23 protein-coding genes are annotated in these 25609 nt (G+C 43.5%); 7 read left to right on the top strand and 16 right to left on the bottom strand.

From position 1 onward, the window contains the following. Positions 1–68 precede the first annotated feature (68 nt). The gene (ppc, locus tag AC3CAU_RS15015) at positions 69–2753 is read right to left on the bottom strand and encodes a phosphoenolpyruvate carboxylase (protein ID WP_447053837.1); all 2685 of its coding nucleotides are present in this window, start codon (positions 2751–2753) and stop codon (positions 69–71) included. A 161-nt stretch (positions 2754–2914) separates the two neighbouring features. Beyond that, a complete protein-coding gene (locus AC3CAU_RS15010; protein ID WP_447053838.1) occupies positions 2915–3538 on the bottom strand; it encodes a TetR/AcrR family transcriptional regulator in 624 nt (207 codons plus the stop codon). Between the two features lie 145 nt (positions 3539–3683). Between AC3CAU_RS15010 and AC3CAU_RS15005 the strand changes: the two genes are divergently transcribed. The 4 genes from AC3CAU_RS15005 (at position 3684) to dnaJ (ending at position 9672) form a co-directional block, all read left to right on the top strand. Then, positions 3684–4790 carry an efflux RND transporter periplasmic adaptor subunit gene (locus AC3CAU_RS15005; protein ID WP_447053839.1) on the top strand — a complete coding sequence of 369 codons (1107 nt, stop codon included), beginning with the start codon at positions 3684–3686 and terminating at the stop codon, positions 4788–4790. 8 nt (positions 4791–4798) lie between these two features. Continuing rightward, positions 4799–7945, top strand: a complete 3147-nt coding sequence (locus AC3CAU_RS15000) for an efflux RND transporter permease subunit (RefSeq protein ID WP_447054350.1) — start codon at positions 4799–4801, stop codon at positions 7943–7945. A 133-nt stretch (positions 7946–8078) separates the two neighbouring features. Next, positions 8079–8456 carry a hypothetical protein gene (locus AC3CAU_RS14995; protein WP_131217914.1) on the top strand — a complete coding sequence of 126 codons (378 nt, stop codon included), beginning with the start codon at positions 8079–8081 and terminating at the stop codon, positions 8454–8456. A 106-nt stretch (positions 8457–8562) separates the two neighbouring features. Then, on the top strand, positions 8563–9672 hold the full coding sequence (dnaJ, locus tag AC3CAU_RS14990; RefSeq protein ID WP_447053840.1) for a molecular chaperone DnaJ: 1110 nt from the start codon (positions 8563–8565) through the stop codon (positions 9670–9672). Between the two features lie 74 nt (positions 9673–9746). On the opposite strand, the gene AC3CAU_RS14985 is transcribed toward dnaJ, so the two are convergent. Further along, the gene (locus AC3CAU_RS14985) at positions 9747–9995 is read right to left on the bottom strand and encodes a hypothetical protein (protein WP_447053841.1); all 249 of its coding nucleotides are present in this window, start codon (positions 9993–9995) and stop codon (positions 9747–9749) included. A 282-nt stretch (positions 9996–10277) separates the two neighbouring features. Between AC3CAU_RS14985 and dapB the strand changes: the two genes are divergently transcribed. Together dapB and AC3CAU_RS14975 are read left to right on the top strand one after the other, a co-directional pair. Further along, the gene (gene dapB / locus AC3CAU_RS14980; protein WP_131289175.1) at positions 10278–11099 is read left to right on the top strand and encodes a 4-hydroxy-tetrahydrodipicolinate reductase; all 822 of its coding nucleotides are present in this window, start codon (positions 10278–10280) and stop codon (positions 11097–11099) included. 57 nt (positions 11100–11156) lie between these two features. Continuing rightward, positions 11157–11801, top strand: coding sequence for an START domain-containing protein (locus AC3CAU_RS14975; protein ID WP_447053842.1), 645 nt, complete (start codon positions 11157–11159; stop codon positions 11799–11801). Between the two features lie 62 nt (positions 11802–11863). On the opposite strand, the gene AC3CAU_RS14970 is transcribed toward AC3CAU_RS14975, so the two are convergent. Then, positions 11864–13039 carry an MFS transporter gene (locus tag AC3CAU_RS14970; protein ID WP_447053843.1) on the bottom strand — a complete coding sequence of 392 codons (1176 nt, stop codon included), beginning with the start codon at positions 13037–13039 and terminating at the stop codon, positions 11864–11866. A gap of 4 nt (positions 13040–13043) precedes the next feature. Continuing rightward, entirely contained in the window at positions 13044–13853 is an 810-nt protein-coding gene (dkgB, locus tag AC3CAU_RS14965) for a 2,5-didehydrogluconate reductase DkgB (RefSeq protein ID WP_447053844.1), read from the bottom strand. A gap of 116 nt (positions 13854–13969) precedes the next feature. Here dkgB and AC3CAU_RS14960 point away from each other — a divergent pair, with 116 nt between their 5' ends. Beyond that, positions 13970–14860, top strand: a complete 891-nt coding sequence (locus tag AC3CAU_RS14960) for a LysR family transcriptional regulator (RefSeq protein WP_131217907.1) — start codon at positions 13970–13972, stop codon at positions 14858–14860. A gap of 84 nt (positions 14861–14944) precedes the next feature. On the opposite strand, the gene ahr is transcribed toward AC3CAU_RS14960, so the two are convergent. The 11 genes from ahr to AC3CAU_RS14905 all read right to left on the bottom strand — a co-directional run bounded on the left by ahr (position 14945) and on the right by AC3CAU_RS14905 (position 25602). After that, positions 14945–15967 (bottom strand): NADPH-dependent aldehyde reductase Ahr, encoded by a 1023-nt coding sequence (gene ahr / locus AC3CAU_RS14955; RefSeq protein WP_447053845.1) that lies wholly within the window; start codon positions 15965–15967, stop codon positions 14945–14947. Positions 15968–15998: 31 nt separating this feature from the next. After that, positions 15999–16571 (bottom strand): DNA-3-methyladenine glycosylase I, encoded by a 573-nt coding sequence (locus AC3CAU_RS14950; protein WP_447053846.1) that lies wholly within the window; start codon positions 16569–16571, stop codon positions 15999–16001. Between the two features lie 21 nt (positions 16572–16592). Beyond that, positions 16593–16838 (bottom strand): hypothetical protein, encoded by a 246-nt coding sequence (locus AC3CAU_RS14945; protein WP_447053847.1) that lies wholly within the window; start codon positions 16836–16838, stop codon positions 16593–16595. A 17-nt stretch (positions 16839–16855) separates the two neighbouring features. Beyond that, the gene (locus AC3CAU_RS14940; protein WP_131217903.1) at positions 16856–17398 is read right to left on the bottom strand and encodes a M23 family metallopeptidase; all 543 of its coding nucleotides are present in this window, start codon (positions 17396–17398) and stop codon (positions 16856–16858) included. Positions 17399–17460: 62 nt separating this feature from the next. Further along, the gene (mutY, locus tag AC3CAU_RS14935) at positions 17461–18495 is read right to left on the bottom strand and encodes an A/G-specific adenine glycosylase (protein WP_447053848.1); all 1035 of its coding nucleotides are present in this window, start codon (positions 18493–18495) and stop codon (positions 17461–17463) included. 118 nt (positions 18496–18613) lie between these two features. Beyond that, on the bottom strand, positions 18614–18976 hold the full coding sequence (locus AC3CAU_RS14930; RefSeq protein WP_131217901.1) for an HIT family protein: 363 nt from the start codon (positions 18974–18976) through the stop codon (positions 18614–18616). A gap of 73 nt (positions 18977–19049) precedes the next feature. Continuing rightward, positions 19050–19790 (bottom strand): dienelactone hydrolase family protein, encoded by a 741-nt coding sequence (locus tag AC3CAU_RS14925; RefSeq protein WP_447053849.1) that lies wholly within the window; start codon positions 19788–19790, stop codon positions 19050–19052. Positions 19791–20142: 352 nt separating this feature from the next. After that, complete coding sequence (gene bamJ / locus AC3CAU_RS14920; RefSeq protein ID WP_424620078.1) at positions 20143–20844, bottom strand: BamJ family beta-barrel-assembly machinery protein; 702 nt, start codon at positions 20842–20844, stop codon at positions 20143–20145. 49 nt (positions 20845–20893) lie between these two features. Beyond that, positions 20894–21598, bottom strand: a complete 705-nt coding sequence (bamJ, locus tag AC3CAU_RS14915) for a BamJ family beta-barrel-assembly machinery protein (RefSeq protein WP_447053850.1) — start codon at positions 21596–21598, stop codon at positions 20894–20896. Positions 21599–21830: 232 nt separating this feature from the next. Continuing rightward, on the bottom strand, positions 21831–23273 hold the full coding sequence (locus tag AC3CAU_RS14910) for a capsule assembly Wzi family protein (RefSeq protein ID WP_488368505.1): 1443 nt from the start codon (positions 23271–23273) through the stop codon (positions 21831–21833). A gap of 142 nt (positions 23274–23415) precedes the next feature. Beyond that, positions 23416–25602 (bottom strand): polysaccharide biosynthesis tyrosine autokinase, encoded by a 2187-nt coding sequence (locus tag AC3CAU_RS14905; protein ID WP_447053851.1) that lies wholly within the window; start codon positions 25600–25602, stop codon positions 23416–23418. Positions 25603–25609 lie beyond the last annotated feature (7 nt).

The following is a 25609-nucleotide window of genomic DNA, read 5'->3' as shown; positions in this document are numbered from 1 at the left end:
TTTTTGCTAATGGATGCTTAAAAAAAAAGCACATCATAAAGATGTGCTTTGCTGTGCAGATGAAATACTTAACCGGTATTGCGCAAACCTGCGGCAATTCCGGCAATACTGACCATCAAAGCGTGATCGACCGGGGTATGTTCAGCCGGATATTCCGCCAGATAGCGACGACGACGTTTCATCAGTTCGGCCTGTAATAAATGCAGCGGAAGTAAATACGGTTTACGGACTTTCATGGATTGATCGAGGACTTCGTTACTGCTGAGCAGTTGCGATTCACCTTTTAAAGCCAACAAGGTTTGTACCGCATCTTTTAAACGTTGACGCAGCTGTTCACCCAGTATTTTTAAATCTTCATCATCGGTTAAATGTGATTCGTAATATAAGGCCACATGACTGTCGGCTTTAGAGAGCACCATCTCTAGCATATCAATTAGGGTCTGGAAATACGGCCATTGCTGTAACATTTCATCCAGCAGGTCTTTTTGTCCTTGATCAATTACCTGATTAATTGCAGCGCCTGTACCCAGCCAAGCAGGCAACATCAAACGAATTTGCGTCCAAGCGAATACCCAGGGAATGGCGCGTAAGGATTCAATACCACCGCTAACTTTGCGTTTTGCCGGACGTGAACCCAAAGGCAACATCTGTAGTTCGAGTTCTGGGGTCACGGTACGCAGATATTTCACAAAATGGGGGTTTTCACGTACCGTTTCACGGTACACTTGTACCGACAAATCAGTCATGCTGTGCATCAACTGACGCCATTCATCTTTCGGCACGGGTGGTGGCAACAAGGTTGCTTCCAGCGTTGCTGCGGTATAAATCTCTAAATTTTGTAATGCAATGCCTTCCAGACCGAATTTGAAGCGGATCATTTCGCCTTGTTCGGTGACCCGAATCGCACCCGAAATAGAACCTGGTGGCTGTGAAAACAGCGCTTGCTGGGTCGGTGCACCACCGCGACTGATGGAACCACCGCGACCATGAAACAGTGTCAACTGCACCGCATGCTTTTGTGCAACCGAAGTCAGTTCTTCCTGCGCACGGTATTGCGCCCAGTTGGCTGACATAAATCCGGCATCTTTGGCAGAATCCGAATAGCCAATCATCACTTCATGCTTGCCCTGAATATGCTGTTTGTACCAGTGCATATTAAACAGGGTATTCATGGTGTCGGCTGCACCATCCAGATCTTTTAGCGTTTCAAATAACGGCACCACACGTAAGGGCTGCTTAATGCCTGCCTCTTTCTGCAGTAGTAACACCGCGAGTACATCGCTTGGATATTCAGCCATCGAGATAATATAAGCGCCTAAACTTTCGCTCGGTTGTTGGGCTAAAGTGCGCATGGTGGCAAAGACTTCCTGCACATCCGGATGTTCAATCAGGCTTTGTTCAGGTTCATTCAAATGTTTCGGCAACAACGGACGTTTGCTTTGTAATTCTTGCAACAAAAAGTTTTGGCGTGCCTGTTCGGTCCAGGTTTCAAAATTGCCCAAGCCTAAATATTCAGTAATGGCGGAAATGGCCTGACGGTGACGACCGGATTCCTGACGAATATCCAGTTTGAGCAATTCAATACCAAAACAGTTGACCCGATGAATAAAGTCGAGCAGTTTGCCATTGGCAATTTCAGGCAAGTTACAGGAAATTAATGAACGGTAACAGAGCAATAATGGCTGTAATAATTCATCTTTGCTTTTAATCACCAGACTGTCATCGGCATCTTGACCATGTAATTTTTCAGCCAGCCAATGACGGGTGGCTTTTAAGCGTTCACGGGTATCTCGTAGATATTCACGGTACGGTTCTGCATGTGGATGTCCGAGCGCCTGTATCAGTTCATCGCTTGCGTTTTGAATCGATAATTCCCAGCGCAGATCTTCAATATCACGCAGGTATAAATCGGCGGCTTTCCAGCGTGAAAGCCAGAGCACTTCTTGAGTAATATTATGCGTGACATTCGGATTACCGTCGCGATCGCCGCCCATCCATGAGGCAAAACGAACTGGGGCAATAGTCAAAGGCAAACGCTGACCGCAGTGATTTTCGACCATTTCATCCAGTTCACGAACGAACTTCGGCACGGCATTCCACAGGGTCTGTTCAATGGTGGTAAAGCCCCATTTCGCTTCATCGACTGGAGTAGGACGGTGCTGACGAATTTCATCAGTTTGCCATGCAGAACAAATCAGTTGTTTGAGTTCTTCTAGGACTGTTTTACGTTCACGCGGAGTCAGTTTTTGCTGATCTGCCTTAAATAGACAGTCATTAATATCGTCATATTTTTGAATCAGGGTACGGCGGCTGATTTCTGTTGGATGCGCGGTGAGCACCAGTTCAATGTTCAGTTCGCAAATTTGCTGAAATAGGGTATCGGATGAAATTTCATGGTCTTTGAATTTTTGGAACAGATGATCCAGTGGATTCGGTGAAGGCGCATGTTCATCAAATTCACTTTTACGACGACTACGCACGACATTGTATTGTTCGGCAATATTGGCAAAGTTCAGAAAGTGGGTAAATGCACGTGTCAGAGGAAGAATTTCTTCATCTTCCAGACTTAAAAAAAGTTGTTCGAGTTGTTTTTCTGCTTCAACCTGACCATCACGTGCACCTTTAGATAGCGCACGAATTTGTTCAACCTGATTAAACAAATCTTGACCTGCATGTTCCTTGAGGGTCTCTCCCAGTAAATTCCCAAGTAAGCGTACATCCTCACGCAGTGGAGCATCAATTTGTTGAACCATTTTTTTCATTCTCCCTAGGCTTCTGTTCTGAATATACCCCGATTCGATGACATTCCAAGTAGGGGCAGACAAAAGTATGTAATCTATTGCTGATAAAACTCGCAATTAATCTACCATTTGAGCTTTTAGGAAAATGAAAGACGATTTTTTAAATAATCGTTTTAAGTGCGTTTTTGATATTTCAGCATAAACAATTCAATGCTGCTTAAAATAATCTGCTGTTTTTCTGCGACAGTGGGGATGGCACGAATGCCGAGTAATACTTCGTGATGACGCATACCCAGCAATAAAGACACAATCAGCCAGGTCAGGGTTTTTAATTCTTCTGCTTGAATAAAACCCAGATCAATCGCCTGCTGAAAAAAGTTTTCCCAAACGGCATTCATGCGCAGATGCGAAGCATTATAAAATTTCTGTGCCAGTGGATTTTGTTCAGCCGCCAGTTCCAGTAACAACAGTTCCAGTTTAATGGCTTCAGGCAAATTAATAATATTCAGGGCCAAGTCGCAGGCATGGATAAATTCTTTATTAAAATCACTGTCTGCCTGCAAATTTAGTGGCCGAGCACTGATCAGTTCCTCACAGGTCGCTGCAATGGCACAGACAAATAAATTGGCTTTATCCTGAAAGTGATTATAAACCGTCAGTTTGGTCACGCCTGCTTCTTGGGCAATTTGATTCATGCTGGAACCATGATAGCCACACTTTAAAAATAACTTTTTTGCTGCAGTTAAAATTTGCTGACGTTTTTCCAAATCCTTCGGGCGACCCACATTTATTTGCACAATTTTTTCCAAAAAAATCAAAAAGGTCATTGCTTTGACCGGTGAGTTTTAATTAATGTACCAGTGAGTATATTAATTAAAAAATAATCAATTTAAGATACTCCTTATTTTGCCCTAAAAAACATTTTTAAATAAGAGCGAATTCATGAGCATAATTAAGACCGCAGTTGCCAGCATGATCATCGTTTGCAGTGTGACCTTGTGGGGATGCAGCACGGATACAGCCGAAACAGAACAGGTTCCCTTTGTGATGGTGACTCAACCGAATAGCACGCATCATGAGCAGAAAAGTTATGCCGGTGATGTGCAAGCACGCCAGCAAACCGCTTTGGCATTTCGGGTGGGGGGACAGATTACCGAACGTTATGTCGATGTTGGTGATCAGGTTAAAGTAGGTCAAGTGCTGGCAAAACTGGATGTTAAAGATGCACAGCTACAACTCAATGCGGCCAATGCTCAACTGGAAAGTGCACAATCTGCGGCAAAAACTGCTGAAGATGAACTGAAACGCTTTAAGCAGTTGCTTCCCATGAATGCGGTGAGTCGCTCGCAATATGAGGCGGTGGATAACCAGTATAAAGCGGCGCTCTCGAACTTAAAGCAGGCGCAATCCAATTATGACGTCAGCCGTAACCAAACCGGTTATAACCAGTTGCTGGCCAATAAAAATGGCGTGATCACTGCACGTAATATTGAAGTGGGGCAGGTGGTTGCTGCAGGTCAGGCAGCCTATCAAATGGCGATTGCCGGTGATCGTGAAGTGGTGATCGGGGTTCCTGAACAGGCCATTTCCGAGATTAAAGTGGGTCAAAGCGCATGGGTAACCTTGTGGTCTAAACCGGAAGATAAATTTGCAGCCTATGTGCGTGAAATTTCACCTGCAGCCGATCAATCCCGAACCTTTAGCGTGAAAGTGGCGTTACGTGAAGGCAATGCTGCCATTCAACTCGGTCAAAGCGCCCGGGTTTTTTTTAACAAGACTGAGCACAATGTATTGAGTGTGCCTTTATCCAGTGTTTCGGCAAATGACCAGCAGGCGTATGTCTGGGTCGTGAAACCCGACCAGACTATTCATAAAGTGTCAGTTACTTTGGGGGCATATGGCCGTGACAGTGTGCCGGTATTGTCTGGTTTAAATGCCAATGATTATGTGGTGATTGGCGGGGTGCATTTATTGCGTGAAAAACAAAAAATTCAGCCGATTGACCGTGAAAACCGTGCCGTGAAAATTCAAGCAGGGACTGCATCATGAAGCAAGACATGAATTCTGGATCGCGTTATAACCTGTCGGAATGGGCACTGAAAAATAAAGGTTTAATCCTTTATTTTATGCTGCTCTTGGGCATAGTCGGAATCGTCTCTTATTCAAAACTGGCACAAAGTGAAGATCCACCATTTACCTTTAAGGTGATGGTGATTCAGACCTATTGGCCCGGAGCAACCGCTGAAGAAGTTTCATTACAGGTCACCGACCGTATTGAAAAAGAACTGATGAGCACCGGCAACTATGAACGCATCATGGCCTATTCCCGTCCGGGCGAATCGATGGTGACTTTTGTGGCCAAGGACTCGTTACGCTCAAGTCAAATTCCAGATGTATGGTATCAAGTCCGAAAAAAAGTCGGTGATATCAAGCAGCAGCTACCTAGCGGGGTACAAGGACCGTTCTTTAACGATGAGTTTGGCGATACCTTCGGCAATATTTATGTCCTGACTGGTAAAGACTTTGACTATGGCGTGTTGAAAGAATATGCCGACCGCCTGCAACTGCAATTGCAACGGGTAAAAGATGTCGGCAAGGTCAATCTGGTCGGTTTGCAAGACCAGAAAATCTGGATTGAACTCTCCAATACCAAAGCTGCCCAACTCGGCATTCCGGTCACCGCGATTCAACAAGCCCTGCAACAACAAAATACCGTGGCCAGTGCCGGTTTCTTTGAAACGGGTACTGACCGTATTCAGATGCGGGTCAGTGGTCAGTTGCAAAATGTAGAAGAACTCAAGCAAATGCCCCTGTTGGTGGCAGGCAAAACCATTCAATTGGGCGATGTCGCAGAGATTTACCGAGGCTTTAGTGAGCCGGCTCAGCCGCGTATGCGCTTTATGGGCGAAAACGGGATTGGCATTGCGGTTTCGATGCGTAAGGGCGGAGATATTCTGGCTTTGGGTAAAAACCTGGAAACAGAATTTGCGCAATTACAAAAATCTTTGCCTTTAGGCATGCAGCTGCAAAAAGTTTCCGATCAACCGGTTGCGGTAAAACGCAGCGTCAATGAATTCATGAAAGTATTGGCTGAAGCGGTAATAATCGTGTTACTGGTCAGCTTTTTCTCACTCGGTTTCCGTACCGGACTAGTGGTGGCATTTTCGATTCCACTGGTGTTGGCGATGACCTTTGCCGGCATGAATTTATTTGATGTCGGACTGCATAAAATTTCATTGGGTGCACTGATTTTAGCACTCGGTTTATTGGTTGATGATGCCATTATTGCGGTCGAGATGATGGCGATTAAAATGGAGCAGGGCTATAGCCGGCTTGAGGCCGCAGGTTTTACCTGGAAGACCACAGCTTTCCCCATGCTGACCGGAACCTTGATTACCGCCGCAGGTTTCTTGCCGATTGCAACCGCAGCATCCAGTACCGGTGAATACACGCGTTCGATTTTCCAGGTGGTGACCATTGCGCTAATTGTGTCATGGTTTGCCGCAGTGCTTTTTGTCCCTTACTTGGGTGATAAACTTCTCCCCGATTTTTCAAATTTGCCCCAAAAAGCGCCTTGGTATCAGCGGCTTTGGGCACGTTTGCGCAAGCAGCCTGAACCGCAACCGGTGCAGCATCATGCCGGTGAACATCATGATCCGTACCAAACCAAGTTTTATCAAAAATTTAGAGCTTGGGTAGATACTTGTCTGACCTACCGTAAAACGGTGATTGCCGCAACGGTGGGCATTTTTGTCTTGTCAGTCCTGATGTTTAAACTGGTACCGCAGCAGTTTTTCCCGCCATCAAATCGTGCCGAAATTTTGGTGGATTTAAAACTGGAAGAAGGCGCATCGCTGACTTCAACTGAAAATGCGGTGAAAAAAGTCGAAAAATTCTTGTCGACCAAAGCGGGGATTGATAACTATGTGGCCTATGTCGGCACAGGTTCAACCCGTTTTTATCTACCTTTAGACCAGCAACTTCCACAGGCCAGTTTTGCCCAGTTTGTTGTCTTGGCGTCTTCCCTGGATGACCGTGATGAAATTCGTCAATCTTTAGATCAGGAAATTCGTAAATTGTTGCCGGATGTGCGTACCCGCGTATCGTTATTGGAAAATGGCCCGCCCGTCGGTTATCCACTGCAATATCGTGTTTCAGGGGAAGACTTGCATCTGGTCCGTCAGTGGGCGCACCAGGTTGCCGCTGTTGTGGGGGATAATCCCAATACCAGCAATGTGCATCTGGATTGGGGCGAACCAAGCAAAGTCATTCATTTAAATATCGATCAGGATCGCGCTCGTCAAATGGGCGTATCGAGCTTGGATTTAGCCAATTTTTTAAACAGTTCCGTCAGTGGTGCAACCATTAATCAATATCGTGAAAAACGTGAATTGATTGAAATTCGTCTGCGTGGTGATCAGGCTGAACGGGTTGATGTCGAGGCGTTGTCCAGTCTGGCCGTACCCACCGCCAATGGGGGTTCCGTACCGCTGGCGCAAATTGCAAAAATTGAATATGACTTTGAAGATGGCCTGATCTGGCATCGTAACCGTCTGCCGACCATTACCGTGCGGGCCGATATCCGCAGTAAATTACAGCCCGCCACAGTGGTGGGCGAACTGGCTGAAAAAATGGATCAACTGCGGACTGAATTGCCAAGTGGTTATCTGGTTGAAGTGGGTGGAACCGTAGAAGAGTCCGCACGCGGACAAAACTCGGTCAATGCCGGCATGCCATTTTTCCTGGCTGTAGTCATGACCTTGTTGATGATTCAGCTCAAGAGTATGTCACGTGCGCTCATTGTTTTGTTAACCGCACCTTTGGGCTTAATCGGGGTGGTGTTATTCCTGTTATTGTTTAATAAACCTTTTGGTTTTGTGGCGATGTTAGGCACGATTGCACTTTCCGGCATGATCATGCGAAATTCTTTAATCTTGATTGATCAGATTGAACAGGATATTCAGGAAGGACATGATCCCTGGTCAGCCATTGTGGATGCGACCATGCGCCGTTGTCGTCCGATTGTATTGACGGCATTGGCCGCGGTACTGGCAATGATTCCTTTGTCGCGTAGTATTTTCTTTGGTCCGATGGCGGTTGCCATTATGGGCGGATTGATTGTAGCGACCTTGCTGACACTGTTCTTTTTACCTGCATTGTATGCACAATGCTTTAAAGTTAAAAAAAATAGGCAAACTACATAATTATTTGATAATAATGAGGTGCGAAATATTGAAAATTTCAATATAGTAGCGCCTAATATTTGTATACATTTCTATAAAGCAATTTCCTGCATATTAAAAAACTAAGCGTGCAGTAAATGGGGTTAAAAAGCACATGAAGCAAGACAATTTAAGCCGACTTCGCCGTTCCATTGCGATCTCTTATGTCTTCATGTTTTTAGCTCTATTTACTGTGATTAGTGGCATATTTGCTTACTGGTTTGCGCGTAAAGTCACACAACTGGACAGTGCAGAAGTATGGCTTGAAGCGCAAGCGCTTTGGGTGATGCGAAATATTGTGATTTATTCGGTTTTGGTCTGCTTTGCCGCACTATGGTTTATTCCACTCATTTTCTTTTATTGGGATAGTGCATTGTGGGTGACAGGTTGTACCGTTGCCGGTGTGGTATTTGCGACTATCGCCTTTTTATTTTTATTAAATGCTTGGCTGAAAGGGATCTCTCGATTTTTCAAAAATAAAGCCGTTTTCTAAGCGGGCTAATTTTTTTCCGGCATTCCCCTTGTAAAATCTGAATTGGCCCCCAATTTCAGTCCACAGTTAAGTATTAAATCAAATTCCGTGAGGAGCATCGCCAGACATGGCTAAACGTGATTATTATGAGGTTTTGGGCGTCGCTAAAACCGCTAGTGATGATGAAATTAAAAAAGCCTACCGTAAGTTGGCGATGAAATATCATCCGGACCGCAATCCAGACAACCCTGAAGCTGAAGATAAATTTAAAGAAGCTGCTGAAGCCTATGAAATTTTATCCGATGGTGAAAAACGCAGCATGTATGACCGTATGGGGCACAATGCCTTTGAAGGTGGTATGGGCGGCGGCGGCTTTGGTGGCGGTTTCAATGCAGAAGATATCTTTAGCCAGTTTGGCGATATCTTTGGTGGCGCTTTTGGTGGCGGTGGTCGTCAACAGCAACGCGCACGTCGTGGATCCGACCTTCGCTACGTGATGGAATTGACGCTTGAAGAAGCAGTCAAGGGCGTGAAAAAAACCATTACCTTTACTGCACCTGCACCTTGTGATGCCTGTGATGGTAAAGGCTCAAAAAATCCGAAAGATGTTGAAACCTGTAAAACCTGTCATGGTGCAGGTCAAGTGCGCATGCAGCAAGGTTTCTTCTCTGTTCAGCAAACCTGTAGCACCTGTCGTGGTCAAGGCACCATCATCAAGAACCCATGTAATAAATGTCATGGTTCGGGTGTGTCGGATCGTCAACAAACCCTTGAAGTCACTATTCCTGCAGGCGTAGACAATGGCGACCGCGTACGCTTAACCGGTAAAGGTGAAGCCATCCGTGACGGTCAGTCAGGCGACTTATACGTAGAAGTTGTGGTTCGCGAACACGAAATTTTCCAGCGTGATGGTGCAGATCTGTATATGGATGTGCCAGTCAGCATTGCTGATGCTGCGTTGGGTAAAGAAATTCAGATTCCAACCTTGGATGGCCGTGTAAGTTTGAAAATTCCTGAAGGAACTCAAACTGGCAAAATGTTCCGCTTACGTGGAAAAGGGGTTAAACCGGTACGTACCAGTATGCAAGGTGACTTACTCTGCCGCGTAGTGGTAGAAACACCGGTGAATCTAACGGCTCGTCAACGTGAGTTGTTAAAAGAATTGCAAGAAACGATGGATGGTGAGGACAGTAAATCATCTCCAAAGAAAAAATCTTTCTTCGGGCTGTTTGATTAATTTCAGACCCAGGTTGAAAAAAAATGGGGGGAATATTGAATATTCCCCCCATTTTTTTATGCCCGCTTAATCAGTTATTTGATAATGGGTTGATCAATTGCAGCGATATCTACCATTTGTGCTGCAAGTTCATCCGTTGGTTCTTGTTTAGCGGCTGCCTGACCATTTGCAGCTTGAGCAGGTGTAGCGCTATGGGTACGAATATTTATTTTGACTTGCGATAAGCTTTCTAAAGTATCTCCTGCTTGAATTGCAGGTTCTGCCCACGCTGTGCTGACAATGGTGGCCATAAAAACGGTTAATGCGATTTTTTTCGAATGCATGCTGATCTCCTTATAATTCATCTTTTGATCATTCGTGCCGCGTAGTTTGCGCAGTGATGTTTACAGATAGATGAAAATCAGCAGCAAAATCATTTATTTTTAACACTGGACTTTCCACACAGGAACCGGCTTGGACTGAGCCATTTTATTGTGCTTTGCTAGTAGCATTCGCCACGACCGGTTTCTCTTTTTTTCAATAAAATATTTCAGACTGAAACTTAGTGTTAGTAAAGAGTTTTGCTATAGTAAGACCCACTTAGAATTCAACATCAGGAATATGTTATGTCAGCAGCTCCACGCATTGGTGTATTGGGTGCAGGCGGTCGTATGGGACGCATCCTTGTTCAAGCTGTTAAAGAAGCAGGTTATCAGCTTGCCGCAGCGGTTGAGCGTCCTGAAAGCAGCTTGATTGGTGCAGATGCAGGCGAGGTTGCCGGTATTGGTGCAGTGGGAGTGAAGATTGTTGGCAATCTGCAAGACGTATTAAAAGACTGCGACGTGGTGGTGGATTTCACTGCACCGCTTGCAACTGCCCAGCATTTAAAATTGTGTCGTGAAGCGGGCGTGGCCATTGTGATCGGTACGACCGGCATGAACGATGAACAAAAAGCCTTTCTTGATGAAAGCGCGACTCAAACCCCGGTGGTCTATGCCGCGAACTATTCTGTCGGTGTCAATGTTTCGATCAAACTGTTGGAACTTGCGTCAAAAGTATTTGGTGACACGGTCGATATTGAAGTAATCGAAGCACATCACCGCCATAAAGTGGATGCGCCATCGGGTACAGCCCTGATGATGGGTGAGGCAATTGCAGGTGCTTTAGGGCGTGACTTAAAAGAAGATGCGGTATATTGCCGTGAAGGTCATACCGGTCCGCGTGAGCGTAAAAGCATTGGCTTCCAGACGATTCGTGGTGGCGATATTGTGGGTGAGCATACCGCCATGTTTATTGCTGATGGTGAACGTGTTGAAATTACCCATAAAGCGACTAATCGTATGAACTTTGCTTCAGGTGCAATCCGTGCTGCAGCTTGGGTGGTGGGCCGTGAGGCGCGTAAATATGACATGAAAGATGTACTTGGATTTAACGATATTCAGGTGTAAAAATCGTCAAAATCATTTATAACAATACAGCAAAATTAAAATAAGAAGCTCAACGGAATGAAAAAAGTGATATTGATGGCTTGTGCTGTGGCAATGTTGGCTACAGTACAGGCTAAACCTGTGGATAATGCCAAGCTCAGTATCAATAAAAACAATATTAAAGTTTGGACCTTTCAAAATAGTCAAAACCCGGTGTTTATATACAAAGCTGAAACGACTTACGATAGCCCTTTAGAAAAAGCGGTTAATCTGATTTTAGATATTGACCATGCAGTGCAATGGGTACCATATATGGGGAGTATCAAAGTCCTTTCGCGGGATGACAAAAAAGGCGAATTTTTATTGTATATGGTGCTGGATTTCCCTTTCCCGCTCAAAAATCGTGATTTAGTGGTACAAGGCAAAATCATGAAAGATGCCCAAGGTATCATCACGATTAAAAATAAAGCAGTCGATAAAGGCTATGCCAAAAATCCCGATTATGTACGTCTCACTCATTATGAAGGGGACTGGACCTTTCAAAAACTCGCCAATAATAAAACTAAAGTTTCCACTTATGGTTATGCCAATCCTGAAGGCGCCATTCCTTTAAGCTTTGTGAATATGTTTGTACAGCAGCAACCCTATCAGATGCTGCAAAAAATGAAAACGGAACTCGGCAAACCATCCAGTGTTGCTGCCTTGCCCGAAGCTTTGCGTTAATCCATAACCCTAAAAAGTCCGCAGGATGCGGACTTTTTCCTGGATATATGTTGAGAGGGATTTTATGAACAGGCTTGATAATCCACTGCCGTATTAGATACAAGTTTCATCTGAATTAACACCAACAGCAACGCCAGTACACTCAATCCCGCACCGGTAAATGAAACTGATGTATAGCTGAGACCTATATTCAGCACACTGGCTCCCGCAATCGCGCCTAAAGCATTACCCAAGTTAAAGGCACCAATATTTACTGCAGAAGCCAAACCATGAGCCTCATGTGCGACCGACATCACTCGCATTTGCAGGGCAGGAACTACGGCAAAAGCAGCAATCCCCCAAATAATCAATGCAACTGCTGCCCCTAAAGTTGTAGTTGCCAAAACAGGGAACAGTAACATCATCACAATTAACAGCAGTAAAAATCCAATCAGGGTTTTATCTAAAGACAGATCGGCAAATTTACCGCCCAAATGATTACCAATCGAAAAACCCACTCCAATCAGTACCAGCATTAGGGTGATCATTTCAGGTGAAGCTTGGGTAAAGCTTTTTAAGCTGGGCGTAATATAGGTATATAAGGTGAACATCGCACCGGCACTCATTACCGTGGTCAGTAAAGCCAGAACCACAGGCATGCGGGTCAGAACTTTCAGCTCCTGTTTGATATTCGGTCGATGACTGCTTTCACCTTCAGGCAAGGCTTTCCACAGAGCAAACATGGTCACGAGACCAAGGGCAGAGATACCCAGGAAAGACATGCGCCAACCCATGTTTTGTCCAATCCAAGTGGCGAGGGGTACACCGCCAATATTGGCAATGGTTAGTCCCATAAACATCATCGCCACCGCACTGGCCTGTTTATTTTTTGGCACAATGCTGGCAGCCACGCCCGAACCGATTCCAAAAAATGCGCCGTGATTTAAACTGGTCATGATCCGCGCGCCCATAAGCCCTAAATAGCTTGGCGCCAGCATTGCCAAAATATTTCCAATAGTAAAAATCGCCATCAGTAAAATTAAGGATTTACGTTTTGAATAGCGACTCAGCCACAAAGTCATCAGCGGGGCACCCAGCATCACCCCAAATGCATAGGCACTAATCAGCATGCCGGCACGTGGAATTGAAATATCCAGGTCTTGTGCAATTTCAGGTAGAAATCCCATCGGTGAAAATTCGGTGGTGCCGATGGCAAAGGCACCTACAGCCAGAGCCAGTAAAGGAAAGTTAATTTTCATTAGCTCATTTTAATCCCAAAGCGGGGGCAAGTTGTTCAGGACTGATTTCACGTGCATGACGGTCGAGTTGGGCAATGACTGACATTTCATCCTTCGTCAGTTGAATCTCTTGTGCAGCTAAATTGGCGATTAAATGTTCGCGTTTGGTAGAAGATGGAATCACGGCAAAGCCTTGTTGTAAGGCCCATGCTAAAGCAATTTGTGCAGTTGAAGCCTGATGCTGTGCAGCAATATCTAGGAGGACGGGGTCATTCAATACCTTGCCATAAGCCAAAGTCATATAGGATGTGACATCGATATTCTGAGATTGTAAAAAATCTACCAGCCGATGATTTTGTAAATAGGGGCTGAGTTCAATCTGATTGGTCGCAATATGTTCTAGCTCAATGCTGTTAATTGCTTGTTGAGTCAGTTCAATATTGAAGTTGGAAATCCCGATATACTCGGTCAAGCCTTGCTGTTTGGCTTCAAGTAGCGCTTGCATCACTTCAGGAATAGATACGCCTAACTTAGGTGCAGGCCAATGAATTAAAGTGAGATTGACAGCATCTGTCCGCAGTTTTCGTAAACTGTCTTTTAGACTGGGAATCAGTTTTTCCGGCGCATAATGGTCTGTCCAGATTTTAGTGGTGATAAACAGCTCATTTCGATTGACCTGACTTTCGGCAATCGCTTGTCCTACTTCTGCTTCATTGGCATAAATTTGCGCAGTATCGACTGCGCGATAACCGACTTCAAGTGCAGTCTTGACAGAATCAATCACGGTCTGTCCAGATAAGCGAAAAGTTCCGAGACCAAATTTTGGCACAATCATGGTTTACTCAATATTTAAATTTTTAAGATGGATATTATTTTGATGCTTTTATTGTTGCTAAAAAACAGGTTAATTTGCAAAATATTATTGATTAAAAATCAATAAATGAGTGGCAGATGAAATCGACCATTGAGGAACTCTATGCCTTTGTCACTATCGTCGACAGCGGTTCAATTGTCATGGCAGCAGAACGTCTGGGACAAACCACATCGGGTGTCAGTCGTGCCTTGCAACGGCTGGAAAACAAGCTGAACGTGACCTTGTTGGAACGTACCACACGTAAGCTGAAACTGACCCAGGAAGGACAACTGTTTCTGGCAAAAGCCCGCAAAATTTTAAATGACTTGGCAGAAGCCGAAGATGCTTTACTGAAGTCGGACAGTGATATTTCCGGACTGATTCGGGTCGATTCTGCCACACCATTTATCTTGCATGTGATTGTGCCTTTAATTCAGGAGTTTATGCAGCAATATCCGAATATTGAAATTGAACTGAGTAATCATGATCAGGTGATTGATTTGCTCGAACATAAAACTGATGTTGCGATCCGTTTTGGGGAACTGCACGATTCCAGCTTACATGCCAAACTTTTGTGCCGCAGTCGTTTATATATTGTCGCGAGTCCATCATATTTAGAACAATATGGCATACCACAATCCTCAGAGGATTTAGCCTCACATATTTTATTGGGTTTTAGCCATCCGACCCATTTAAATACCTGGCCGATTCAATTCAATGGTGAAGCGTTTACGGCGCATCCAAAAATTAAAGCTTCGAATGGTGAAACGGTGAGGCAACTGGCTTTGCAGGGGGTAGGACTTACCTGTTTATCCCGATTTTTGATACAGGAAGATTTACAGGCAGGTCGCCTGACAGCCTTATTTGAAAATCAAATTGACCTACATTATCAAAAAATCCATGCAGTTTATTATCGACAAGAGCATCTACCAAAACGCGTACGTTTATTTATTGAGTTTCTTGCCCACAAGCTTGCACGGTATTTATAAGCGATTTTAAGGGCAACGTTTCCAAGAAAATCAGCCCAATCGTAGCGGTTGGGCTGATTTGAATTTTGCAGGATAAAAGAGAAATTAGAAATCTGCTTTTAACACAATCCGGTAACGGGCTTTACCAGAATGCAGATGCTCAATCGCCTCATTAAGTTGCGACATTGGAAAGACTTCAATTTGCGGTGCAATATTTTTACGCGCTGCAAACTTGAGCAGTTGACGCAGTGCAGCAGGGGAGCCTGTTGGTGAGCCGGTGACCGATTTCGCGCCGCCAATCAGCATGCCGGCTGGAATTTGCATTGGCTCCAAAACCAGACCCAACATATGGATGGTGCCATGCGGTGCCAGACTGCTTAAGTACGCTGGCCAGTCCAAAGTGACATTCACGGTGCAGAGTAACAAATCAAATTTTCCGCGCTGAGCTTTTAACGCAGCAGAATCGCGGCTATTTACCACATGGTCTGCACCCATGGCTTTGAGTTCTTCAGTCTTGTCTAAGCTGGAGGTAAATGCCGTAATTTCACAGCCCCAGGCTTTCAGCAGTTTAATCGCCATATGACCTAAACCGCCAATCCCGATCACCCCAACATGATGAATGGCCTGAATTTGATGTTTAAGAAGTGGATCAAATACCGTAATCCCGCCACAAAGAAGTGGACCCGCACTTTCAGGGTCTAAATCTTCAGGCAACGGGATAATCCATTGCCAGCCGGCACGGACTTTGTCAGCAAAACCACCAGCATGTCCAACAATAGTCGCTGTTTGTCCACCGGTACATAGTACTTGTTGTCCAGATACACAAGGATCGCAATGCTGGCAACTTTCCGCTGTCCAGCCAATCCCGACACGTTGTCCCACTTTCAGGCCCTTGGCTTCTGAACCCAGCTGAGTAATGGTGCCGATAATTTCATGACCTGCAACCACCGGATAAACCGAAGAGCGCCATTCATTATTAATTACAGAAACATCAGAATGGCATAAACCGCAATATTCAACTTTGACTTCAACCTGATGCGCTTGTAATTCTCCGGCATCGAATTGATAGGGTTCAAGTTCTGCACCCGCTTGCAGGGCGGCATAGGCATGGATGATATTGTCACTCATGAGAGAATCCTTTTATTATCTTGTTGGTGTTTTAAAATGATTTAAAAGAGCAATGATTTTCATGATCATCGACCATTCCGACTGCCTGCATAAAAGCATAACAGGTGGTGGGGCCAACAAATTTAAAGCCCTTCTTTTTTAAGGCTTTGGAAAGCGCAATACTGATTTCGGTCTGGGCGGGGGCCTGACGATAATCTGGAACATCATTGTGTAGAGTTTGATCTGTAACAAAACGCCATAACCATTCACTGACATTCAGCTGTTGTGGTTTTAATTCTTGGGTTAAATGTTGCCAGGCAATCGCATTGTCACGAATGGCTTTGAGCTTGCCGATATGCCGTATCAGGCTAGCATCTTCACATTTCAGCTGAAGTTGTTCATCTGTAAAGGAGGCAATGGTTTTAATTGAAAATTGAAAGAAATGCTGTCGATAGCTGTCCCGCTTTTTCAGCACGGTAATCCAGGACAAACCGGCTTGTTGTCCTTCCAGACACAGCATTTCAAATAAATGCGCTTCATCATGACTGGCTTTGCCCCATTCATGATCATGATAAGCGATATAAAGAGGATCATTCGAGCACCAACCACAGCGTTGAATCGACATTTCTGATGCTCCTGAAGCGGCTTAAAGCTTGAATTCAGCCCACTGATCGTGTTGGTTATCCCAGTAATACAGTTCTGCCTGGGGCAAGTCGGCAAATTGAATCCACATGTCTTGTCCCGTTTTTTCGGCAAAACCGGTACTAATCAAAAGCGCTTCTTCCGTGATTTCCATCACCCAGCCCTGATGGCTTTGTCCAGCCAAAACAATTTTTTGTTGATTGCCGGATTCAGCAAATTCGACCAAACGATTGATCAGCACTTCTGACATGAATAGTTCCTAAAAAATTAACGTAAATAAGGATAGGGATTCACCACACCACGGCCTTTACCTTCCAGATAAATTCCATAGTGTAAATGCGGTGCGGTATGACGGGCATTGCCGCTATTGCCGACATAACCAATTAGATCACCTTTTTTGACATAATCGCCAACATTTAGGCCGCGTTTATGCTCATCCAGATGGGCATAATAATGCCAGGTTCCGCCAGGCCCCATAATCCAAACCACTTTACCACCCAAATTGTTATTGCGTAAGTCGGCAATTAAACCTTCTGTGGCACTCAGCACTTTTGTTCCACGTGGAGCCATGATGTCAATACCTTCATGCGTGCGTCCGTTGCTGCGCGAAGCTGCCCAAGTATCACGTAACTGTTTGGCTTTTATATTTTGCACTGGAATAGGCAGGGAGGATTTCAATTGCATACTTTTCAGCTTTTGAACCTGAGCAGGCGGAAGCGGAGTAGAGGAAGGCTTTTTAGGGCTTGAGGTACATGCAGCAATCCATAGCACACTAAAACCCAGTAATAATGCATAAATAAAACGAAGCACAGTTCATCCCTTTTTCATTCTAATCTATGTGAAAATTCTTTGAATGATAGTGCCTGACTATGTCATAAATTGATGACAGAGATCAATTTTTTCATCGCAGTGGGAAGCCCCATTTCTGTTGCAATTTGTGTAGTTAACCATGTGCCATTCAGTTCAATCGAAAGATGTTCTTGCTGCTCCGCGTCCACCTCAAAACAGATGGCTTCAAGTTGCCAGGTAAAATGAGTAAAGCTATGCGTGATCTCAGCGCATTGAATGACTTTTTTGAGTCCCAAAGTCTGGCACAGAGTTTCAAATTCTACTGAATTTTCAATAACTGGTAAGCACCATAGACCACCCCATAAACCGCTATTTGGGCGTTGTTGCCATAACCATTGATCATTCGACTGAATCACTAGAACCTGTGCAGATTTGACCGACACGGCTTTTTTCGGCTTTTTAAAGGGCAGTTCAGTTTCTAAACCTTGCTGATGGGCTTTGCAGTGCGGCTGCATCGGGCAATATAAACACAGCGGTTTTTTCGGGGTACATACGGTTGCACCCAAGTCCATAATGGCTTGGGTATAGTCATGATTACGCTCAACAGGGCACAGTTGTTCTGCCAGTTGCCACATCGCGCGTTCATGAACCGGTTTAGACAGATCATCTTCAATGGCAAAAAAACGCGCCAATACCCGCTTTACATTGCCGTCCATAATGACGCCGTATTGACGTAAACCCAGCGACATAAGTGCACCGGCAGTCGAAGGACCAATTCCGGGAAGCTCGATCCATTGTTCTAAGGTAGCGGGAAAATGACCTTGATGAGCCACTATTCCAGCAGCTTTATGCAAATTTCGTGCGCGTGCGTAGTAACCCAGCCCAGCCCAATAAGGCGCAACATCATCCCAACTGGCGAGGCCTAAATCCTTTACCGTGGGAAAGCGTGCAATAAAGCGATCAAAATATTGCAGCACGGTTTTGACTTGGGTCTGCTGTAACATAATTTCAGATACCCAAACCTTATAAGGATCATCGGCAACTTGCCACGGCAAGTCATGACGACCATAGACATCGAACCAGGAAAGAAGGGCATCGGAAAAAGAAAACTGTGACATGCGAACCGCGTATTTGGAATAGATGAATAGTATAGCGAAAACTGTGCAGCATTGCGGTTAGGACAAGACATAAAAAATGATGCCGAAGCATCATTTTTAAATTACTTGAAACTGTTGTTTACTCGCTGCTCATACCCCAGCGTTCGTCCAGCTTCAAAGTTTGACCTTCATAGCGCGGAATAATATGAATGTGTAAGTGCTCAGATGCTTCACCAAATACAGTGCCGTCATTAAAACCAATATGGAAGCCTGATGGATGATGACGCAGCTGAAGTTCATTACGGGCAAGCTCAAGCAAAGACATCAAGCTTTTACGCTCTTTGTCGGTGACATCAAAAAAAGAGCTGACATGGCGTAGCGGAATAATGACAGAGTGACCTTTGGATAATGCATTTGGCTCAGGTAGAATCACCCCAAAGTCATTTTTATCAATGATGTCATATTCATCAAAGTTGCAATATGGGCAGTTGTTTTCAGTCATTGTTATATCCTCTTTAAAAATATCCGTGTCATTGGACGGGTAAATATAATCCCTGTCATATTTATCCTAAATTTTATGTACCCAGTCGAGTTTTTAATAATTCGTACATGGCAGATAGCCCTTTTTGTTCAGCTTCAGCGTTATAGCCCAAGTCAACCCCATTCTGTTTAGCGCGTTCGTCTGCAAGCGGATTACTAAAACCGTGTTTGGCATCTTCAAAAACAATCACTTCATGCTCAACTTGAGCCGCATGCATTTCTTCCTTAAAGCGTGCCACATCGTCCAGGCTGACCATGCTGTCGAGTTCTCCGTGGAGCACTAAAATTTCAGCTTTAACCTGTCCGGGCTGTGCAGGCGCTTTCGGTGTCAATGTGCCATGAAATGTCACCACGGCTTGTAAAGGTGCGCCAGAACGTGCCAGATCAAGCACTACTTTACCGCCATAACAGAAGCCTATAGCAGCCAGTTTATCTGCATTTACTTCATCTTGCGCTGCTAATGTTGCTAAACCTGCAGACGCACGAGTCACAATTGTTTCAGGATCTTCAAAGGTTTGCATCATCCATTGACTGGCTTCTGGTACGGCAGTGGTGACTTTTTTATCGCCATACATATCAATGGCAAATGCAGCATAACCATGTTCAGCGAGTTCACGGGCACGCTGTTCGGTGTACTCATTACGTCCCCACCATTCAGGTGCTACAATCACGCCCGCGACGGGTGTTTCTGATTCAGGTGCTGCAAAGTATCCAATCAAAGGTGTTCCATCTGCAGCAGTGTACTGAATTTCGCGAGTTTTAATTGTTAGAGCCATGGATTCAATCCTTGTAATGAGTAAAGAAAATATTATTGATTAAAATATGAAAATAAATGTCTTTAGTGATTGTACAAGATGGATTTATTTTGACTGCATATTATTATCAATAAATTGAAACATGCTGTTAAATAAGACTACTTTTAGCTATAAAAAATTGATAAATATATGTTTTATTGTATTTTTAAGCCGCGCAATATATTCCGCTTTAAAAAGAAGACACACTCCTAGATTTAAAGCTAATATTGAAGAAATTAGAATGATTGAATCATAAAAGATAGCGGGTAGGGAATGAGTGCGGTCTGCACTCAATTGATCTACCCCCAACTTTTCAATACAGAATAAATATGGGTTATTTAGATGACTTAGGCAGCACTTCAAGAAGTTCTACATCAAAAATTAAAGTGCTATTGGGCTCAATCGCATCACCAGAGCCAATTTGACCATAGCCCAGTTGGGCTGGAATGAAGAAGCGATACTGAGCACCTTCTTTCATTAATTGTAAGCCTTCTGTCCAGCCTTGAATAACTTGACTGACCTGAAATTCAGCGGGTTGATTTCGCGCAATTGAGCTGTCAAACACTGTACCGTCTATTAAACGACCTTCATAATTGACTTTAACCACCGAATTGGCTTGAGGGGATTTTCCTGTGCCTGGTTTTAATATTTGATACTGCAAACCAGATTTTGTGGTTTGCACACCGTCTTTTTTTGCATTGGCTTTTAAAAATTCTGTCCCGATTTTGGCATTGCTATCGGCTTTTTGTTTAAGTTCAATTAGTTGTTTGGCATCACTGAGCTTTTTATGTTGGGTTAGAACACGTGCCATTTCTTCATCGGTAAGAGAAGATTTACCGCCTTGAGCTGCGGTTTTTAAACCGAGCATGAAAGCATCCAGATCCAGATCTTTAACAGATTCAGCATTGCTACGCCCCATAAGATAGCCAAAGCTGTAGCCGACCTGTTCATTTAAACTACTGCTATTGGTCACGGGTTTTGCAAAGCTAGCCGTGCTAAAAAGACAGAAACAAAGCAATGTTATAGGTGTTTTCATTCTCTTATCCCAAGATAAATAAGGAGAGCAAAAGCTCTCCTTGAATTTTTTATTTTACTTTGATCAGTTCAACATCAAAAATTAGGGTGCTGTTTGCAGGAATCATTCCCGGAACGCCTTGTTCACCGTAGCCCAATTGAGAAGGGATATAAAGGGTCGCTTTACCACCTTCTTTCATCAATTGAAGACCTTCAGTCCAACCCGGAATAACTTGATTTAATGGGAATTCAATCGGTTCACCACGTTCAATCGAACTATCAAATACTTTACCGTCAACCAGCTGGCCTTTGTAATGTACGGTCACCATAGAGTTGGCAGCAGGTTGCTTGCCTGTACCTTCCTTAATAATTTTGTACTGTAAGCCAGAAGCAGTAGTTTTTACACCGGGTTTTTTCGCATTTTCAGTTAAGAAAGAGTCGCTAGCAGTTTGAACTTGCTGTGCTTGCTGAACTTGCTTCTGTTGAATTTCCTTCTGGAATTGCTCATAGGCTTGTTGCAGTTCTTGTTCTGTATAAGCGGGTTTATTTCGAGCGTGGCCTTCACGTACACCTGTAACGAAACTATTGATATTTAATTCAGGTGGTGTTTGATGTGCAACTTCATAGCCAAGTGCATAACTGATTTTCTCGACAGCAGATGCATTCTTTGATGCTTTTGATGTCGCAGTAGCCGGATTTTGAGTCGCATAATAAACAGGTACAAGTGCAGCACCGCCTAGAAGAACAGCGACAGCGATGGGTAAGGCCTTACTCATGTATTATTCCAGTATGGTGTTATCGTTAATGTTCATTCCATCTTAGCAGAAAATTTAGAGAAATCTTGTAGAATAGGTAGATTTTTAAGAAGCGAATGCACGAGCTGTGTTTAAAATAAAGTATAAAAAACCAGCAGTCGCTGGTTTTTTATTTTTAAGTTTTAATCATTTTTCTGGGAGCTAGAAAGATGATAATTATTGTCATATCCAGCATTTGTACGTTAGATATGACTTAATAGGAAAATAAGCTTTTTTCTAACGGAAATTCAATTCCAACTGAAACTCCTCCATCATTGCCACGTACATCAGAATCACTCACCCAACCATTGAGTTTAAAGGGGATATCCGGTCGTAAATAATGCGTCCACGTCAGATCTAATGCTTTTAATTCATCTTGCTGTGGAAAGGCCTGATTGGTGGTACGATCGGAATCATTCAGTTTGGCAAATAATAAGCGTGCATTGAATCGATTTAATGGGTCAAAACGAATATCACTACCCACAGATATCATTTGTCCATCCCCACCTATCGCATGTGCCAATGGATAGCCGTGTTGGTAGAAACCACCTTTATAGGTACTATGGTTATAGGAAACTCCTAATGCTTTACCATTGGTACGAGTATCTGTCCATTCGGTATAGAGCTGGAAGGGCATATTATTATAGCTTGAAGAATAATCTACCCCAGCCAAATACATTTTTTTGGAAGGTAGGCCGCCTGCTTCGTCCTCACCCACATACTGTCCATAAACACCCATGGGAACTTGTACTAAAGGCTGTAGATTTAAGCGCGCATCAAAACCTGCGATTTGATTCGATGGATCTGGTTCGCCTGTACCACCATTGTCTTTATTGCCAACCATAGCATCCCAAAGTGAGCTTAAGCTTTCAGGTCGTCCTTCACCACCCCATTGAATGGCTCGGGATACGCCCAGTTCTAAATAGGGTAAGGGTTGTGCGGTGACACGTAAGCCAATCAGTTTGGCATCAGGTATAGCATCGTAGTCATCCAGTTGTCCGGCAAAAGCTTGATATTGCCAAGGCCCAATCCAGGACAACCATTTGCTTGCGAAGGCATTTTGTTCGGCACGCTGTATTGTCACGCCATAGACAGGACGGCTGGCATCACCACGAATTAAACTGCCATCATGTGCAGGTCCCCAATAGGTGGGAATCTGCCCAGCAATCAGCCATTGATTCCATAATTTTCCAGCAATATACGACCCTTCAATATTGATATCTTTATCATGCTCAATCTGTGGATCTTTTTCCGCATTGACGCGAATTCTGGCATCCCAGTTCTGGCTACCTGCATTGAGTTCTACACTTGCCTGATATTGCGCTTTTTGCTGATCGCCAAATGCTTGAGGAAGATACTTTTGATCAGTTTCTGCAAATAGTGAAGTCTTGAGCAGCTGGTTATTAGCATTCAAGTGTGCCAATACACTATCAATCACTTTTTGTTGGGTATTATTGTTGATTTTGGCTTGAGCAATGGCACGTTGAATTTCATCACCGCTCATTGGCCAAGTCGAGGTGCTGATTTGAATAACACCTTGTTGATTTAGCCAGTTTAAATCAGTACGTAAGTTTTGATCATTTAAAACGATGCCTTGTGCAAAGGCGAGGGAAGAACTTAATGCCAAAGTGGCGAGCAGTATTTTGGGTATGGACATTTATGTGATTCTCAGGAGTTTTAGATTATAACCACGATAAGATTTATAGTTGATTTTTTCAACAATGATCATTTGGAACAAATTTAATAAAAGATAATTCCCCCCTGCTTGGGCAGAGGGTGAAATCCGAGTTTACAGTGAATCAGTCATTATCTTTTGATGCTTTATAAGCGTAGGCATAGTTATAACCATAACCATAACCGCCAGTAGCACGTTGAATATCATTCAGAATGAAACCATTGACCTTAACGCCAACTTGTTCAAAGCGGTTAATGGTTAATTCAAGTTCTTTCATCTGTGATTTTGCATAACGTGCAATCACTAAATTCACACCGGCATATTGTGAGATGATAATTCCATCCGTCACCGCAAGCACAGGAGGGGTATCAATAATAATATGATCATACAGAGGTGAAACTTGATCTAAAAGTTCTGATAGCTTTGCCGAACTTAAAAGTTCGGAAGGGTTCACCGGACTCTTACCACGCGTGATGACATCTAAATTGTCAACTTCAGTAGGTTTAATAATACTTTCTAATGTTTGCTGAGTATTTAAATATTCAGCCAAACCAGGCTGGGTGTCAGAATTGAAATATTTATGTAAATAACCACGACGCATATCCCCGTCGATGATCAATACGCGTTTATTACTTTGCGCTAAAATGGTTGCTAGATTTGTTGAAATAAAGGATTTTCCTACTTCAGGTGCAGGACCCGAAATCATAATGATATTATTTTTAGCCTGACTCATGGCAAAGTGAATTGCAGTACGCATGCTGCGTAAGCTTTCAATTGCAATATCGTCGCCATTTTTAATGGCTAAAATAGGAATATGTTTTTTCTTTTTCAGCAGTTTAATGCGGCTCTCTTGAATAGATGAGCGTGGAACGGTCGCATAAACTGGTAAATCCAGTTCATTTTCAATTTGACTTGCGTCTTTAATGCCGGAACGCAACATATTGCGCAGTAGCGCTAGCAAGGTTCCAAGGAAACCACCCAGGAAGATGGCTAAAATCACAATCTGTAATTTTTTCGGCGCAATCGGTTTAATTGGCTCAACGGCTGTATCTACAATACGTACATTGCCAATTTCACCTGCTTTGGCAATACGCAGTTGCTGATAAGAATTGAGTAATGCCGTATATAGTTGCTGTTTGACCTCAACCTCGCGATACAACTGTAAATAACGACGTTGTAAATCAGGCAGTTGTTTTAAGGTGCCATTTAACTCGCCTATTTTTTTATTAATTGCTCCCAACTGTGCATTCATTTGCTGCATCACTGGGTGTTCGTTGGTATATTTTGCCGCCATTTCAGCTTGTTGCTGTTCCAGTTGCGATTTTTGGGTCTCTAAGGTAATGCTTTGAGTCAAATACAATTCAGATTCTTTGGTGACATCAACCGTATTATATTGTTGACGGAATTTATTAAATTCACGCTCTGCAACATCAAGCTGTTGTTTTAAATCAGGTAATTGCTCGTCAAGGAATTTAAGCGTTTGTGCTGTTTCTGCAGAACGACGTTCAATGTTTTGCTGGCTATAAGCCACCAGAATAGCATTCAGAACTTTGGTGATATGTTGTTTATCTTGGCCTTGATAATTCAGTCCTAAAATACCAGTCAATTTGCCCTTTTCAGCGACAGAATAGTTATTTGTGATTGAAACCATAGCTGCTGGCAAAGACATTTTTTGAATATTATAAGTATCTTTGAATTGATCTTGAGTATAAATAGCGACTTTCCACGTGCCATGTTCTGCAGTGTATAAACTCTCTTGATTGGTCGGTGCACTAAAAACAATTTGTTTAGTTTGAGTATCAGTTAAAGTAAATTTGTTTGCCTTAAAATTGAGTAGCAAATTCTTGTCTAAGTAATAAGCAGGGACTTCAAATTTTCGAACATCAAAAGATTTTGAATTGTCTTGGAATAAAACTGATTTGGCTTGATATTGGGTTTGATAATCATGTGGGTTGAGTAAACGGTCAAAGAAACTGTTTTCGGTACCGGAAATTTTTAAATCCAGGTTTAAGTTTTTAATGACAGAACCCAGTACTAAACGTGATTTAAGCAGTTCAATTTCAGCTTGAGCGGGTTGTTTTTGCTCAATCATGCTGGATAGATCACCCAATAACGCAGCTGAAGTGCCTTTACTTTCTTCGACTTGTACTAAGGCATCGACAGCATAAGTGTCGGGTGTAGTTCTTAAATATAACAACGCACAGATCAAACTTAAAATTACACACAGCGCAATGAGTTTCCATTGCGCAATGAGTGAGAAAAACAGTTCTTTTAAATCAATTGTATCTTCAGTATTGGTATTTTGGCTCATAATTTTG

The sequence above is a fragment of the Acinetobacter sp. GG23 genome, assembly GCF_057766365.1.
This window is presented reverse-complemented; position numbering and strand designations above follow the sequence as displayed.